Origin of the sequence: Streptomyces sp. NPDC048560 (assembly GCF_040650955.1) — a bacterium.
GTDB lineage: Bacteria > Actinomycetota > Actinomycetes > Streptomycetales > Streptomycetaceae > Streptomyces.
The window spans coordinates 134,642-148,438 of sequence record NZ_JBEZIJ010000010.1 but is presented as its reverse complement, the minus strand read 5'-3'; the positions used below and the strand labels follow the sequence as shown (position 1 = coordinate 148,438).

Here is a 13,797-nt window from a genome sequence, read left to right as displayed (position 1 = left end):
AGGGACTTCGCTCGCACAACCCCTGGGCTGTGTCCTCAAGGGTTCCGAGTACAACATCTGTGCCCGCTTGGGTCAGTTCGTCGACAGTGATCTTGCCGGATGCCACACCGATGATGAAGGCTCCACCTTCGATGCCTGTGCGGACGCCCTCGAGGGAATCTCCGATGATCACTGTGTTGGGGCCCTGGACTCCCAACCAAGAGGGGACCGCGCATATGGGCAGGACCGAGTACTACAACGACCCCGCCGCGCCCAAAGCAAACACACTCATCCCCGCCAGCAACCTGCTCGTCGTCGACGGCAACGGCGCCATCCTGCTCCAGCGTCGCCGCGACACCGGCCAGTGGGCCTTGCCCGGCGGAGCCCAGGACATCGGCGAGACCGCAGCCCAGTGCGCCGTGCGTGAATGCCTGGAGGAGACCGGTATCGAAGCCGAGATCACCGGCTTCCTCGGGGTCTACACCAACCCCCGCCACATCGTCGCCTACACCGACGGCGAGATCCGCCAGCAGTACGAGAACACCTACATCGGCCGTCCGGTCGGCGGCGAGCCCACCATCAACGACGAGGCCGACGGCGTCCGCTTCATCCAGCCCGCCGACCTCGACCGCTACAACATCCACGCCAGCATGCGCCAGCAGATCGGCGACTACCTCGCCGGCACCTACCCCTACATCGGCTGAGCCACCAACACCGCCTCCACCCGCACCACAGCCGCCAGAATCTGCGGCGACGCCCGACCTGTCGATTAGGCGACGCCAGCTGCTCTCATTCCCAGTAGTCAGCCAGCATCTCGGCCGGCCAGTTCGGCTCCCGTACCTCCCCGCGTGGTCCCATCTCTTGGAAGTAGGGCGCGACATCGTAGATGGGTGTGCCGTCGATCGCGTCGAGATCTACGACGTGCAGGTCCAGGCCCTCGACCTTCACGAGCCGCGGGAAGGACTGCGCGAGCTGGTTCGGTCGACGGTGGTTGCGGTGGACGAAGGTCCCGGTGGGCGGCCAGTCCAGGTTGTTACGGGGGCTTCGCGCGTGGAGGGTGACATCGGTCGGGGATGCCTTGTGGAAGTGCCACACCACCACGATATGCGAGAATTCCTCCAGGCCCTTGACGACTTCCGCCGGGAAGTCGGGGTTCAGCCGGATGATCGCGGGACCACCCCAGTGATCGTCCGTGGGCTCCGTCCGGCCTCCGACGACAATGCCGATCGGTTCGATTTCCAGCGACTGTGCCATGCGCTTCCCCTCGTACCTCGTCGTGACCTGGTCAAAGTACCTGGACGGGGTATGCGGCTACCTGGGCGTCCAGGCTGGCAACGGCCGGATTGCCTCGGCGTAGGTACGGGGAGAGCAGGCGCCGCATGTCGACCACGGCCTGGCGGGCGCGTCCCAGGCGTCCGACCCCATGGCGTCGGTTGGCAGAGACCGTCACACGGATTCCAAGGCCGTTGGGCGACTCATGGTGGAACAATGCGCCCATGACGTCTCCGACCCTGGTTGTGGTAAGTGGTCCTGCAGGTACCGGCAAGACCACGCTGGCACATGAGATCGCCCGGTCGCTGGGCTGTCCGGCGGTGTGCCGGGATGAGATCAAGGAGGGGATGGTCCACTCCACGCCGGGCTTCGAGGCGAGTACGGGCGATCCGCTGACCAAGCGGACGCTGACCGTGTTCTTCGACGTGCTACGGACCATGCTGGAGGCAGGCGTCACCGTGGTGGCAGAGGCGGCGTTCCAAGACAAGTTGTGGCGGCCGAACCTGGAGCCATTGGCGGAGATCGCGGATATCCGGGTGGTTCGGTGCACCGTGGACAGTGCGGTGGCGCACGAGCGTATCGTGCGGCGAGCCGAGGAGAGCGCCCAGCGGGCAGCCCACGCCGACCAGGAGCTGTTGAAGGCGATCCGCAACGGCGAGCGGCCTCTGGAGTCGTGGGTCCCGATCGCGATGGACGTGCCGACGCTGCTAGTGGACACGAGTGACGGCTACGGGCCGGGACTCGGGGAGATTGTGGCGTTCGCTGGGCGGCCGGCGGCCAACTGCAAGGGCTGAGCTCCAGCCGCCTCAGCGGGGTGCTACGACGCCAGTTCGGTCTTCACGGCCTCGGTGAGGTTGTCGATGATGGCCGGCATGAGGCGTGCGCCGATTTCGGATGTGGCCTTGCTGGCGCGGTAGATGACGCCGGTCTTGGTCTTCGTGTCTTCGGGGGCGGGGAGGATCAGGTAGCTCGGGCGGCGGGGGACGTCGTCGTCGGCCAGCAGGTGGGCACGAACGTCCTCGGGTGCGACGTGCATGGTGAGGCTGGTTTCGACGAGGGCCGCGTGGTGGTCTTCGGTGCGCGGGACTCCGGTCTCTGCGGCGATCTCGTTGCGAGTGTCCTCCGGGGCGAAGTCCCACCAGGCCGCGGCCATGATTCTGGCGTCGGGGGCCTGGGTGAGGAAGATGTCGGCGGCGTCGAAGACGGCGGCGGTGTTCGCGATGTGGCCGTGCAGGATGACGAAGCGGCGGGCACCATGGCGGTATGAGGCCGTGAGGATGTCCTGGACGACGCCGGTCATGGTGGTGGCGCGGAGGTTGGTCATGCCGGGGAACTCGCCGCCGGCCCGGAGAGGGTCGGTCTTGAAGCCGTAGGCGAGCGGGGGCAACACGAGCGCGGGGACGCGTGTGGCCAGCTGATCGGCAAGGTGCCCGGCCAGGATGCTGTCGGTGCCGAGCGGCAGGTGCGGGCCGTGGGCTTCGATGGCGCCGATCGGCAGGACCACGAGGTGGTCGTGGATACGTTCGGCGTATTCGGGCCAGGTGAGGCTGTGAACGCGCATGCGGGGTGCCTTCCGTCGTGGCGAGCGGGTCAGGGGCCGGTCCAGCCGAGGCTGGGGGCGTAGGGGCGTGCCTGGTCACGGGCGGGCTGGAGGTTGAGGAAGTCCTCCTTGTTGCAGCAGCCGGTACGGGCCGCGCACGGCTGGTAGGACTCGGGGCGGAGAGTCAGCCGGAAGCCGGGGTCGAGGGTGTTACCCAGGCGGCCGTGGCGCTGGAGGTAGTAGCGCGAGCAGGGGTAGACCTCGCCGTCGATGCCGATGAACAGGTAGTCGTGGCCGGCCGCGCAGGGGCGTCCGCCAGGGTCGGCGAGGGCAAGCAGGTTGATGTTCAGGAGGTCCTGGTCGGCGCCGAGCTCGACGGCTCGGGCGATCCCGGCAGGCGTGGCGAGGATGGGCGCCATGTCGGGGAGGTCGTCGTGCTGGCCGCGGGCGGTGCCGGGGTCGTAGCCGGGGTCGAGGTTGAAGCGCAGGCCGGCGTTCTCCGCGGCGGTGCGCAGTTCGCGGATGCTGTCGGCGTTGTCCGGGAACAGCAGGCCATTGACGACGACGAACAGGCCGCACTCGTTCTGGGCGAAGGCGAGGTTGTCGATGAACCGGGCGACGGGGACTTGGGTGTGGTGGTGGGTGGCCCACAGCGACAGCTTGGTGAAGTCGGTGTCGGCGGCGATGCGGGGCAGGCGGCTCTTGAGCAGGGTGCCGTTGGTGAGCAGCTCGACGAAGCGGACGTTGGGTTGACGGGTGAGCCAGGCCGCCTGCTCGAGGAAGTCGGGGGAGGCGAACGGCTCCCCGAGGGTGGCCAGGCGGACCCCAACGGGGAACGGCTGGGCGGCGATCCACCGGACGGTGGTGGCGAAGTTCTCGCGGTCGTTGTGGTTCTTCCAGTGGCCGAGGTTGCTCTTGGCGTAGTCGCCGGTCGAGACGCAGTAGTCGCAGGCCAGGTTGCACAGGCGCTGGGGGCTGACGTACCAGATCTTCACCAGGGGCTCGGTCATCACGGTCACCCGGCCTTCGGGCAGGCCCGGTCGGCCGTGGCGGTGTTGAGGACCGGGAAGGTGTGCAGGGGCCGGAACTGCCGGTGCGGGAAGTCTGGCTTCTGGTCGTGACAGCCACGGCAGATGTAGTCGTCGGGGGCCTCCTGGACGCCGAAGACCCGGCGCCGGAGCTGGACGGCGGCGGGGCTGGTCATGATGTCGTGAAGGGAGCCGTCGCGGATGTTTCCGAAGACTTCCCGCTGGTGGTAGTCGTTGCAGCAGATGAACAGATCGCCGGTCACGGAGAAGTAGGCGTGATTGAGCGGCCAGCTGCAGCCGGTCAGGGGCCCGGTGATATTGAGGTTCTGGGCGAACTCGTTGGCGAGTTCACCGGCGCGGTCGCTGGCCTGAGTGGCGTACACGATCACGCCGCGGTGCTCGTAGCGCTTCTTGATCGCCTCGACGTTTCGGTGCACGTCGGCACCGACGCCGTTCACTGCGATCTTGACCGGCCAGCCGGCATCGATGGCCGCGTCGAGGTTGGCGAGGCTGGTGTGGAAGGTGCGGGCTCCGGTCAGGGTGCGGAACTCTGCCGGGTCGAGACTGGGCAGGTTGACGATCAGGTCGTATAGGACGCTGGCGTCCCCGATGGCCTTGATCTTGGCGGGGGTCAGGGCACTGACGTTGCTGAACAGGGACAGCTTCATGCCGTTCTCGCGCAGGACCTCGACCCGGTCGGTGAAGTGCCGGTCGAGGGTGGGCTCGTTGAAGAAGTGGAACGTGACGAACTTGACGGTCTCGTACGGGGCGAGCTTGCCGATGATCTCGGTGAACAGGTCCATCGGCATGGTGGCGCGGGGCTTGGGGTCGGTGGAGACCGGGCAGGAGCGGCAGCCCCAGTTGCAGTGGGCGCTGATCTCGACCTGTCCGGTCAGCAGCCGGTACTCGCGGCACAGGTCGTCGGGGGCCTGGAGCCAGCCCTTGGCCGCCAGTTGCCCCACCGTCGCCTGCCCGAACTCGGCGACGAGGACGCTGGTGTCGATGGGCGCCGTGGCGGCCTTCTCCAGGGCTGCGAGGGCCGCGCGGTCGTGGTGCCACTCGACGCGGCGGTCGAGGCCGATCACGCCGAAGGCGGCGGTGCCAGGGTTGGTGATCGCGGGCCAGGTGGGGCCCTTGGTGTCGGTCATGTAGATAACCGGCGGCGGGTCGCCGGGGCGGACGCAGGTCAGGTACGGGTCGGTCTGGAGCCTGTCGGGTAGCACTGTGTCCTCCGATGGGTCAGGTCGGGGCGAGTTGGAAGATGCAGGACAGCGGGATGCGCTCTGCCTGGTTGTACTCCCAGGGCGCGAGCTGGGCGCGGGCTTCGCTGGTGGGGCCGGGTTCGGTGAAGTCCTCGATATCGAAGCCGGCAGCGCGGAAGGCCTGCCAATACGCAGTGAGCGGCCGGTGGAAGTACGGCACAGGCGAAAAGCCGGGCCAGTCGTCCAGCAGGTGGGCACCCGGATCGAGGTAGTGGTCGACGAGGTAGCCGGTGGCCTCCTCCGGTCTGGGGGAGTCGACGACCGGTGGCTGCCAGCGGCGCGGGCCGCAGGAGAAGCACGGATGGCTGATCACCGCGGTCATCCGACCGCCGGGGTGTAGGACGCGGTGGGCCTCGGCCAGAGCGGTCTCGTAGTCGTCGACGCTGGTCAGGACGTGGTTGCAGACGATCGCGTCGAAGGAAGCATCGGTGAGGCCTTGTAGGGCGGTGGCCGACGCGACGAGGTAGCGGATACCGAGCGGGGCGGCCACTTCGTACGCGGCTGCCGTACGGATCATCTCCTCGCTCACGTCGACACCGGTGACGTGAGCGCCGGCTCGGGCCAGGCTCCGGCACAGGTAGCCGTTGCCGCACCCGAGGTCCAGGATCCGGCGGCCGTGGGCAGGTCCGAGCAGGGCGAGCATGGGCTCATCGGTGACGTACTTGCGGTGCTTGTCGCCGTCGTCGTCGAAGGCGGCGTCCCACGGCCGGGCGTTCTTGTCCCACAGCGCGTGGACATCGACGTCGGCGAGGTCGGCTGGCTGCTGGGCCTCCGCGCCGGTGGGACGCGGCAGCCAGCGTTCGGCCGAGACTGCGGCCGGGCTGGGCCCACGAAGCAGCGCCGGGTGGCGGCGTTCGTACTCCAGCCAGTCCAGCGACGGCTCCGGCTCACCGGACCACGGCGAGCGGTAGCGGAAGTAATAGCCCCAGCCGTGGAACGATGCCGGGACGGTCTCGATGCCCGTGGCGCAGCTGTCGCAGAAGTAGGCGTCGGCCTTCGGGCAGTACGCGATGGCCATGAAGTGGCGGGTCTGTTGGCAGACCTGGCAGGTGTAGCGCCAGTGGAGGCCGCACCGCGGGGCCGGCGAGCCGAGGTCCCGCAGCGCGGGGCGAACGGTGTATCCGGGAGACGCTGCGGCGATGTGGCGGCAGTAGAAGCAGGCGGCGGTCACAGTGGCGCCTCGAAGTAGCCGGGGATCAGCCGGTGGTCGGGCTCGCGTCCGGTGGTGAACCACTGGTGCAGGTCGCGTAGGACGGCGTCGAACATCTGGTGTGGGATCGGGAGCCGGCCACGGATGCGCTGGTTACGGTGGTCCTCGAAGGCGGTCATCCAGCCCCGGAAGGCGACCACCTGTTCGTCGGCCGAGGGCCACCGGGCCTGGATCCGTTCCCGGGCGAGGGTGAACGGGCTCGGTACGGTCAGCTGGGCGGAGGCCACCAGGCCACCGGAGCGGGGCACCTGGTGGTAGATGGCCGTCAGCTCGTCCACGAACGCGGCGCGGTAGCCCAGTCCGTGGGTCAGGGCGAGCCAGGCGTCCCAGTCCTCGCAGTGGGTCAGCGCCTCGTTGAACCGTGCGCCGTCCTTGTAGAAATTGCGGGTGACGACGGAGCCGGTGTGGATGTAGTTGGCCACGAGTAAGAAGCGCGGGTCGAAGGCGTACGCCTTGGTGTGCATGCCCGTGGTGTCGGCTGGGAGGGCGGTGAGGCGTTGGTCGGCGACCAGGGCGCCCAGGTAGACGAAGTCCGCGGCCTTTGAGGTCACCGCCTTGTGGGCTGTTTCCAGGTGCCAGGGAAGGAAGACGTCGTCATCGTCGAGGAAGGCCAGCAGGTCGCCCTCGGCGCAGGCGATGCCGGCGTTCCTGGCCTTGGAGACCCCACTGTGCGCGGGCAGCTCCACCAAGGTCACGTCGAAGTGCCGCCGCCACGGGCTGACACTCGTGGCGAGGGTGCGGCCGCCATCGTTGATGACGACGGCCTCAAAGTCGGTGAACGTCTGCTGCCGCAGGCTCTCCAGGGCCAGGTCGAGAAGGTCAGAGCGTTTGTGGGTCGGGATGATGACGCTGATCACGACGCCTCCGCTCTGCTGAGCAGGGCGGCCGTGGACGCGGGGACACCGGCGAGGCGGTAGAGGGTCACGCGGCTGGTCGGCTGCCCGGTGTGCTCTTTGGCGGTGGACCACTCCCACACGACCTGTTCGTCGCGGGTCACCTCGAAGGCCCGGCCCTTCTCGGCCTCGGTGACCAGCACGTTGTCGTTCGGTAGGCGCTCGCAGCCGCCGGCCAGCTCGGTGAAGAACGGCTCCGCAGGCTTGCCCGCGTACTCCCAGATGATCCGCCGGGTGGCAGGGTCGACTTCCACCACACGGGAGCGCCCCGAGGCTCTGCCGTTGTCGAAGATCAGCAGGTTCCCGTTCGGTAGAGCCGAGGGCTGGTGCTGTCCCGAGAGCTCGCCGGGCCCCCACGACCACAGCACCTGCGGGGTGTCGAGGTCCACGACGGCCACCAAGTCTAGGTTCCGGAACGACAGCAGAACGTGCCCGGCCTCCCACAGGCCCTTCGGGTGGGCGGGAAGGATCTCGATGGTGTTGGTGTGCAGGGCGTCGCACGGTGAGCCCGGCAGTCCCCGCAGGATCCGCAGGGCCTCGGTTGGCGAGCCGCCGTACGTGACCGAGGCCAGCAGACCGCGGGCCTCGGCGTTGATCCGATGCCCCCCGAGCGTGAACGCGGTGTGCTTGTCGACGATCCGGTCGCGGAGGTCGGCCGCGATCACCGGATCCGTGCACAGGACGTCGAAGAGCGATACGGACCCGCGCAGCGTGCCGTCGGTGGCGAGGGTGGTGACGGCGTTGTCCAGGATCACCAGGAACTGGCTGCCCAGCCGGACCTGCCGAGGCTCCTCGGTCAGGACGTGGACCTTCCCGTCTGGGCCGAAGGCGAGGTCGTGGTGGACGGCGATGTCCGCCTGCCACAGCAGCGACGAGTCCGGGGCGATCTTCAGCAGGGCCCGCAGCGGGACCATGGCGTAGAGGTTGCCGACCGCGTCGACCTCGACGTGGTTCCACCCCCGGAGAAAGCTCGGCGGTTCGGCGTCCATGGGCGGCTGCGCTGCCTCGTTGCTCCACGTGTGGATGGTGCGGCCGTCCCGGTCGATGAGCCTGGCGAAGGGCTTCGGGTAGGACGAGGCCGGTGAGAAGAGGAAGTGGTCGACCGTGGTGGGACTTTCCTCGGAATGGAACATGGGACGCCTCCTTGATCGTCAGTGCTGGGCGCGCGGGGGTGAGGTGAGCGGGCCCGCCGTGGCATTGGCCCTGGGCAAGGGCTGCACTTCGACGGGAGGCAGATCGGCGGCGCCGGCGGCGCCGTGGGATTGGCCCGGGCCGCGGCGGACACGGCGGAACAGGCGACCAGGACGATGCCGATGAAGTTGGCCGCGGTCAGCAGAACTGCGGCGAGCGGGCCTCGCCGGTCCGTACCTTGTGGTGCCTGAGGCGGGAGTGGCGCTTCCGATGCATTGCTGGCACCCGCAGGTCAGGGTGGGGGCCGCCGTGCGGGCGCGGCGGAAGGCCAGCTGGACGGCCTGGCGGCCGTCCGTGGCATGCGTTCTCACAGGTCGGTGTCCTTCGTGGTGTCGAGGTCCGCCCAGATCCGCTTGCCGGTGGCCAGCTGCTCGGTGCCCCACCGGGTCGAGAGGGCCTCCACCAGAAGCAGGCCGCGACCGTGCTCGGTGAGGTTCCCCGGGTCCGAGCGGGATCCGGCGTCGGGCAGTGGTGGCTGGCGAGAGCAGTCGGTGACGACGATGTGCACCGCGGTGGTTCCCGTCCGGGTGACCGAGACCCCGATCCTGCGGGTGTCCGTGTGTGTGACGGCGTTGGTCACCAGCTCCGAGACGATGGTGCGCGCCGCTTCCGCCAGGTGACCGAGGTTCCAGGTGCTGAGGTAAAGCGCCACGTCCTGCCGTGCCTTGGCAGGAGCTGTCTCCTTTGCGGCGTAGGTGTCGTGGTAGCGCTCGGGGCCCTGCCCGGCGGCGACAACCATGCTGCTGGCCGGGGCCGTCACACCGGCCGCCGCGTGACCACCGGCGGCGTGCTGTACAGCTCGACGTACAGCGCGAGGGTTGTGGCGCTCCAGTTATCACTGGTTCCGTGTGCGTGGACGAACTCGCAGGCAGGTGCGCTGTTGTCCGATCTGGTGTGCGCGGGGGCGGTCTGCGTTCCGGGGGTGCTGCTCTGGCTCGTCTGCATGGTCGGCCTCGGCAAGTCGATGGTCGGGAATGGTCCTCACTGCGGGGATCCGGCGGTCCCGTCGCCTGCTCGCGTGGAGCCGAGAGGCAACCTCGCCGGTGGCCGGATTACCGGGCGAAGACGCAGTGTTCACCGCGCGGCCGGTCTGAACGAGGGCCCAGACGATGTCTAACGGGGCCTTTTCGCGTCCAACGGATGTCTATTGGCCCGGCGCCCGCCATTTCTGTGCAACACCTCTGCAGCCAGCTGCGGTTCGTGTCTAGCGTGGTGGCGGAGGAATACGCCGACGCCAAGGGAGCGGCCGTGGATCAGTTAGGACCGACCCTCTTCCAGACCCTGATCAACCAGCGGGGCTGGCAGGACTACCAGGTCTTCAAGCGGCGCTACGAACAGGCCGCCAAGCAGCTGGCCGAGCTGGAGGGGCCTCACTCGATCGCGACGGCGACCATCGAGAAGCGACAGTTCTTCCGGTACGCCCACGGCGAGGTCCGCACCCCGCAGACCGTTGCTCGCCGCGTCCTGGAGTTCATGTTCCCCGGCATCCCAGCCGCCCGCCTCCTCGCACCCGCGCAGACCGCGCAGACCGCGCAGGAAGCGTCACCGTCTGTCCCCGAGACGGAACGGCGCAGCCCAGGGGAATCCTTCGAGTACGGCCTGGAGGACGTGGTCACCGCGGCGGCCAACGAGTCGGCGCGGTTCGCGGCCCGGGCGGAGAGCAGCAACGTGGGACCGCACACGCTGGAGCAGTTGGAATCCGACATCCGTCGGATAGTCGACTCGTATCCCAATCGGCCGGTCGGGCCCTTGTTCCGCGAGGTCCGCGCCCTGCGCGATCACGCCTTCGAACTCCTGGAGGGCCGCCAGCCACCCCAGTACACCCGCGACCTCTATCTCGGCGCGGGCATCCTGTGCGGAGTCCTGGCGAACGCAAGCTTCGACCTCGGGCGCTACGACGCCGCCGAGACCCAGGCCCGCACCGCCTTCCTCTTCGGCGAGCTGGCCGGCCACAACGGCCTCCGGACATGGGTACGCGGACTCCAGGCGCTGATCTCCTACTGGGACGGACGTCCGGGAGATGCCGTACGTCTCGCGGAGTCCGGCTCGGCGTTCACGCCCGAGTCCGGAACGGCGCACATCCGGCTGGAGAGCATCAAGGCACGCGCGTACGGGCAGCTGGGCCGCCCCGGCGATGCCCTTGCCGCGCTGACCGCCGCCGATCACCTGCGCGATCGGCTCACGGATGGCGACGAGCTGCCCGGCGGCATGATGGCCTTCCCCGTCGAGAAGCAACTCTTCTACGCCAGCAGCACCCACCTCTGGCTGGCCGGACCCCAGCACCTGGGCGATGCCGAGGCCCGGGCGGAGGAAGCCGTGGAGATGTTCCAGGCCGCGCCGCCAGAGCGGCAACGGCTCGGCGAAATGTCCCTGGCCCGCATGGACCTGGCCATGGCCCGCCTCGGCCGGGGCGACCTCGACGGCGCCGCGGCCCAAATCCACACCGTACTCGCGACCAACGCCCGCCGCCCCACGGAGAGCGTGGACCGCCGCATCGGCCACTTCAGCCGCCAACTCGCCGCCCACCCCGGCGCGGGCGCCCCTATCGCGATCGGCCTTCGAGAGTCGATCATTGCTCAGCAGGAACGCACCATCGCCGAACTTCCGCCAGGAGGCCGCCCGTGACCACCGTGACCGTCTTGCACCCCGGCGCCATGGGCGCCGGTGTCGTCGCCCAGGTTGCGGCCGCTGGCCATGAGGTGCTCTGGGTGCCGGAAGGCCGAAGCGCGGCCACCCGTGAGCGGGCCCGGAAGGCGGGAGCAGTGGCGGTCGACACCCTGGCAGAAGCCCTGGAGCGCAGCGCAGTGGTGCTCTCCGTGTGTCCCCCGCAGGCAGCCGAGGAGGTCGCAGCAGCGGTCGCCGACCACAGCTTCACCGGGGTGTACGTCGACGCCAACGCCATCAACCCCCAGCGCATGCAGCACATCGCCGAGGCGATGAGCCCTGGGGTAGCGGTGCTGGATGGCGCCATCTTCGGTCCACCGCCCGGTGGCCAGCGGACCGCCCGGCTATACCTCGCCGGGGACCGCTCGGCCATCGACCTCGTGGAGACCCTGTTCAAGGACACCGCCCTGCATCCCCGCCGAGCAAGCGGCGCCATCGGCTCGGCCTCCGCCCTGAAGATGGCGTTCGCCAGTTACCAGAAGGCCGCCCGCACCCTCGCCGGCGTCGCCCACGCCCTCGCCGACGCCCACGGAGTAGGCGACGAGCTCACCGCCGAAGCCCAGGTCATGGCTTCCAACATCCTCTCCGACCCCGGATACCTGCCCAGCGTGGCGGCACGAGCCTGGCGCTGGGCACCGGAGATGCAGGACATCGCCGACACCCTCCGTGCGGCCGATCTGCCGTCGGACATGGCCGAAGCCGCAGTCGCGGTGATGTCGCACTGGAAGGGTGACAAAGACCGGTACGACCTGCCGGTCGCAGACGTCCTCGCTCACTTGCGGAGCTTGGGCATCTGACCGTGGTCTTCACCCGCCAGCGCAGATTTGCCGCCAGAGGTCGTGGGCGTCACCACCGCAGCGGCTAATCGTTGAGCTGTCAGCAGCTCTCGCCTCGGCCAGGGCACACGTACGATCCCCGCAGTGCACGACACAACCAGAGTGCACAAGTACTTTCTCCAGCAACACACTTCGACGTGACACCGAGGCGTTAGTGGTATCAGGTCCAGCCGGTCAGGCGCGTGGCCAGGATGCGGAGCTCTGGCGTGAGGCCGTCTCAGTTCGCCCGCGGAAGACAGATAGCCCGAGATGTCCCTCGCGGGCCCCAGCTAAGACCCGGGTCATCAACTCACCCTGCGCAGAGGTGATATCACCACCGCGATATGCGCGAACAGCCTGCGTCGTTCAGACTCGGAAGATCCCCGAAGTCCAGTCGGTAGCGGGCCGCCGATTACGACAATTCACAGGCGAATCAGCCGATATGCCAGCGACGCCACGAACGAATCCCAGAGAGGCACGGGGATGACGATCACCAAACGGAATGCGAGGGCCATCCTGTTGGACGGCGACGACCTCGTGCTGATCAAGCGGACCAAGCCGGGCCGTGACCCGTACTGGGTGACGGTGGGCGGCGGTGTCGAGGCCGAGGACGCGAGCATCGAGGACACGCTGCACCGCGAGGTATTCGAGGAGCTCGGGGGCAAGCTGAGCAAGGCAGAGCTCGTGCACCTGATCACCGACTCGCTCGATGGCGGCCTGGGTGTCCAGCACATCTTCGCCGCGCGCCTGGAGCAGATGGACCTCGCGGTCCGCACGGGCACCGAGTTCGACAAGCCCGAGCGGGGCGGCTACGAGGTCGTCCGCGTGCCGTTCACGGCAGAGGCGGTCCGACAGCTCAACCTGATGCCGCCGGAGCTGGCCAACTTCACGGCCGCCAACGTCGAGGCCATCAAGGCCGTGCTCGACACCCAGATCCGCGCGTCCTGACCGCCGCCATGTTCACCAGGGCCGGTGCGGGCCCCGGCCGCGTGCTGATGCGCCCGCACGATGGTGGACTCCACGGAAATGTCCCAGTCGATCTCACCGCAGCGTCGGCCGCTGCCTGGACCTGCTGGAGCAGCCGCTCCCATGTCCCGTCTGCTGACCAAGTCGGTACGTTCGTAGACGGCCTTCCACGGACCGAACCGTTCGAGCAGGTCACACAACTGCACGCCGGTCCGGACCCGGTGCAGAATACGGTCGATCACCTGGCGGTGATCCCGCAACCTGCCTCAACGCCCGTTGCTGACCGAGAGGAATGGACGTCGCTGATCCCGCTCGGCATCCGTCAGATCACCCCGCCCCAAAACCAGGGCACGCCCCGATCCAAAGGAAAGTCAGATGACTGAGCTGGACAGATCCCAGAAGTGCGCTTGACTGCGCGAATGAACATCAACTCGACGGAAGTGAGTCCGTCTGCAACCGTGCAGGTCAGGCGTTTCCGCAACGATGATTCGGTAGAGCAGCTGACCCTCCTGCTTCATCGCGCCTACGCAGACCACGCCGCTGCCGGGCGGGTCTTCTTCGCCTCCTACCAAAATCCGCAGGACACACAGCACCGCCTGAGCAAAGGCGAGTGCTGGGTCGCGATGAACGGGAACGCACTGGTCGGCACCGTCACCGTGTCAGCCCCTCACACCACTCCGGCCGGATACCCGGCGCCGGCAGGAGGGGGCTCGTTCTGGCAACTGGCTGTCGAGCCATCACAAAGAGGCACTGGCCTCGGACAGCGACTGCTGGCCCTGGCGGAGTCACGTATCGCTGCTCTCGGATCGACACAGGTCGTCATCGATACCTCTTCACAGGCAACAGACCTCGTCGACTGGTACCGCCGGCGCGGCTACGCGCCGATCGGCACTTGGCGGTGGGACGTCACCAATTACGACAGCATCGTCCTCATGAAGAACCTCCCGACGACAACTTCTTCGTGAACGGCCGGACAG

At 68.3% G+C, this 13,797-nt stretch carries 14 protein-coding genes and 2 pseudogenes; 6 read left to right on the top strand and 10 right to left on the bottom strand.

All coding sequences use genetic code 11. The features are described 5' to 3' along the window. Positions 1 to 31: 31 nt before the first annotated feature. A pseudogene (locus AB0C82_RS25975) lies at positions 32 to 223 on the bottom strand (HAD hydrolase-like protein); the annotation flags it as partial. On the opposite strand from AB0C82_RS25975, the gene AB0C82_RS25970 reads away from it, so the two are divergent. Then, the gene (locus tag AB0C82_RS25970) at positions 216 to 683 is read left to right on the top strand and encodes an NUDIX domain-containing protein (protein WP_362846236.1); all 468 of its coding nucleotides are present in this window, start codon (positions 216 to 218) and stop codon (positions 681 to 683) included. The pseudogene AB0C82_RS25975 and the gene AB0C82_RS25970 overlap by 8 nt on opposite strands. A gap of 85 nt (positions 684 to 768) precedes the next feature. Here AB0C82_RS25970 and AB0C82_RS25965 read toward each other — a convergent pair whose 3' ends face one another. Then, complete coding sequence (locus AB0C82_RS25965) at positions 769 to 1,233, bottom strand: SAM-dependent methyltransferase (RefSeq protein ID WP_362846234.1); 465 nt, start codon at positions 1,231 to 1,233, stop codon at positions 769 to 771. 242 nt (positions 1,234 to 1,475) lie between these two features. Between AB0C82_RS25965 and AB0C82_RS25960 the strand changes: the two genes are divergently transcribed. After that, positions 1,476 to 2,045: an AAA family ATPase gene (locus tag AB0C82_RS25960; RefSeq protein WP_362846232.1), complete on the top strand. Its 570-nt coding sequence runs from the start codon at positions 1,476 to 1,478 to the stop codon at positions 2,043 to 2,045. Between the two features lie 23 nt (positions 2,046 to 2,068). On the opposite strand, the gene AB0C82_RS25955 is transcribed toward AB0C82_RS25960, so the two are convergent. The 7 genes from AB0C82_RS25955 to AB0C82_RS25925 all read right to left on the bottom strand — a co-directional run bounded on the left by AB0C82_RS25955 (position 2,069) and on the right by AB0C82_RS25925 (position 9,135). Next, the gene (locus tag AB0C82_RS25955) at positions 2,069 to 2,812 is read right to left on the bottom strand and encodes a creatininase family protein (RefSeq protein ID WP_362846230.1); all 744 of its coding nucleotides are present in this window, start codon (positions 2,810 to 2,812) and stop codon (positions 2,069 to 2,071) included. A gap of 29 nt (positions 2,813 to 2,841) precedes the next feature. Beyond that, on the bottom strand, positions 2,842 to 3,801 hold the full coding sequence (locus AB0C82_RS25950; RefSeq protein WP_362846228.1) for a hypothetical protein: 960 nt from the start codon (positions 3,799 to 3,801) through the stop codon (positions 2,842 to 2,844). Between the two features lie 5 nt (positions 3,802 to 3,806). After that, positions 3,807 to 5,042, bottom strand: coding sequence for a radical SAM protein (locus AB0C82_RS25945; RefSeq protein WP_362846226.1), 1,236 nt, complete (start codon positions 5,040 to 5,042; stop codon positions 3,807 to 3,809). 16 nt (positions 5,043 to 5,058) lie between these two features. Continuing rightward, entirely contained in the window at positions 5,059 to 6,252 is a 1,194-nt protein-coding gene (locus AB0C82_RS25940; RefSeq protein ID WP_362846224.1) for a class I SAM-dependent methyltransferase, read from the bottom strand. Continuing rightward, positions 6,249 to 7,148 carry a glycosyltransferase family 2 protein gene (locus AB0C82_RS25935; RefSeq protein ID WP_362846222.1) on the bottom strand — a complete coding sequence of 300 codons (900 nt, stop codon included), beginning with the start codon at positions 7,146 to 7,148 and terminating at the stop codon, positions 6,249 to 6,251. The genes AB0C82_RS25940 and AB0C82_RS25935 overlap by 4 nt, the downstream gene beginning before the upstream one ends. Further along, positions 7,145 to 8,317: an arylsulfotransferase family protein gene (locus tag AB0C82_RS25930; RefSeq protein WP_362846220.1), complete on the bottom strand. Its 1,173-nt coding sequence runs from the start codon at positions 8,315 to 8,317 to the stop codon at positions 7,145 to 7,147. The genes AB0C82_RS25935 and AB0C82_RS25930 overlap by 4 nt, the downstream gene beginning before the upstream one ends. Positions 8,318 to 8,682: 365 nt before the next feature. Continuing rightward, positions 8,683 to 9,135 carry an ATP-binding protein gene (locus AB0C82_RS25925; protein WP_362846218.1) on the bottom strand — a complete coding sequence of 151 codons (453 nt, stop codon included), beginning with the start codon at positions 9,133 to 9,135 and terminating at the stop codon, positions 8,683 to 8,685. Positions 9,136 to 9,623: 488 nt separating this feature from the next. Here AB0C82_RS25925 and AB0C82_RS25920 point away from each other — a divergent pair, with 488 nt between their 5' ends. From AB0C82_RS25920 to AB0C82_RS25910, 3 genes are all read left to right on the top strand, one after another. Then, positions 9,624 to 11,000 carry a hypothetical protein gene (locus tag AB0C82_RS25920; RefSeq protein WP_362846216.1) on the top strand — a complete coding sequence of 459 codons (1,377 nt, stop codon included), beginning with the start codon at positions 9,624 to 9,626 and terminating at the stop codon, positions 10,998 to 11,000. Further along, on the top strand, positions 10,997 to 11,836 hold the full coding sequence (locus AB0C82_RS25915) for a DUF1932 domain-containing protein (RefSeq protein ID WP_362846214.1): 840 nt from the start codon (positions 10,997 to 10,999) through the stop codon (positions 11,834 to 11,836). The genes AB0C82_RS25920 and AB0C82_RS25915 overlap by 4 nt, the downstream gene beginning before the upstream one ends. Before the next feature lie 501 nt (positions 11,837 to 12,337). Continuing rightward, positions 12,338 to 12,802: an NUDIX hydrolase gene (locus AB0C82_RS25910; protein ID WP_362846212.1), complete on the top strand. Its 465-nt coding sequence runs from the start codon at positions 12,338 to 12,340 to the stop codon at positions 12,800 to 12,802. Positions 12,803 to 12,960: 158 nt separating this feature from the next. Here AB0C82_RS25910 and AB0C82_RS25905 read toward each other — a convergent pair. Beyond that, a pseudogene (locus AB0C82_RS25905) lies at positions 12,961 to 13,080 on the bottom strand (transposase); the annotation flags it as partial. A gap of 159 nt (positions 13,081 to 13,239) precedes the next feature. Here AB0C82_RS25905 and AB0C82_RS25900 point away from each other — a divergent pair. Continuing rightward, the gene (locus AB0C82_RS25900; RefSeq protein WP_362846210.1) at positions 13,240 to 13,785 is read left to right on the top strand and encodes a GNAT family N-acetyltransferase; all 546 of its coding nucleotides are present in this window, start codon (positions 13,240 to 13,242) and stop codon (positions 13,783 to 13,785) included. The last annotated feature ends 12 nt before the right edge of the window (positions 13,786 to 13,797 follow it).

What these genes read in the sequence shown, in the direction of transcription:
- AB0C82_RS25930 (WP_362846220.1), bottom strand. Translation starts at nt 8,317, where the DNA reads ATGTTCCATTCCGAGGAAAGTCCCACCACGGTCGACCACTTCCTCTTC.
- AB0C82_RS25910 (WP_362846212.1), top strand. Translation starts at nt 12,338, where the DNA reads ATGACGATCACCAAACGGAATGCGAGGGCCATCCTGTTGGACGGCGAC.
- AB0C82_RS25955 (WP_362846230.1), bottom strand. Translation starts at nt 2,812, where the DNA reads ATGCGCGTTCACAGCCTCACCTGGCCCGAATACGCCGAACGTATCCAC.
- AB0C82_RS25950 (WP_362846228.1), bottom strand. Translation starts at nt 3,801, where the DNA reads ATGACCGAGCCCCTGGTGAAGATCTGGTACGTCAGCCCCCAGCGCCTG.
- AB0C82_RS25970 (WP_362846236.1), top strand. Translation starts at nt 216, where the DNA reads ATGGGCAGGACCGAGTACTACAACGACCCCGCCGCGCCCAAAGCAAAC.
- AB0C82_RS25960 (WP_362846232.1), top strand. Translation starts at nt 1,476, where the DNA reads ATGACGTCTCCGACCCTGGTTGTGGTAAGTGGTCCTGCAGGTACCGGC.
- AB0C82_RS25965 (WP_362846234.1), bottom strand. Translation starts at nt 1,233, where the DNA reads ATGGCACAGTCGCTGGAAATCGAACCGATCGGCATTGTCGTCGGAGGC.
- AB0C82_RS25900 (WP_362846210.1), top strand. Translation starts at nt 13,240, where the DNA reads ATGAACATCAACTCGACGGAAGTGAGTCCGTCTGCAACCGTGCAGGTC.